Origin of the sequence: Citrobacter sp. W9, assembly GCF_026719375.1 — a bacterium.
GTDB classification, from domain to species: domain Bacteria; phylum Pseudomonadota; class Gammaproteobacteria; order Enterobacterales; family Enterobacteriaceae; genus Citrobacter; species Citrobacter werkmanii.
On the sequence record NZ_JAPPTE010000094.1, the window covers coordinates 1 to 255 of the forward strand.

1 protein-coding gene is annotated in these 255 nt (G+C 55.3%); it reads right to left on the reverse strand.

Annotation, left to right across the window (positions count from 1 at the left end):
- The coding region (locus OOJ59_RS28025) for an IS1 family transposase (RefSeq protein WP_218363180.1) at window positions 1-255 on the reverse strand (255 nt) is incomplete at both ends.

Consider the following 255-nt stretch of genomic DNA (forward strand, 5'->3'; position numbering starts at 1 on the left):
GCCCGATGACCTTGTCATGCAGCTCCACCGATTTTGAGAACGACAGTGACTTCCGTCCCAGCCTTGCCAGATGTTGTCTCAGATTCAGGTTATGTCGCTCAATGCGCTGAGTGTAACGCTTGCTGATAACGTGCAGCTTTCCCTTCAGGCGGGATTCATACAGCGGCCAGCCATCCGTCATCCATACCACGACCTCAAAGGCCGACAGCAGGCTCAGAAGACGCTCCAGTGTGGCCAGAGTGCGTTCACCGAAGA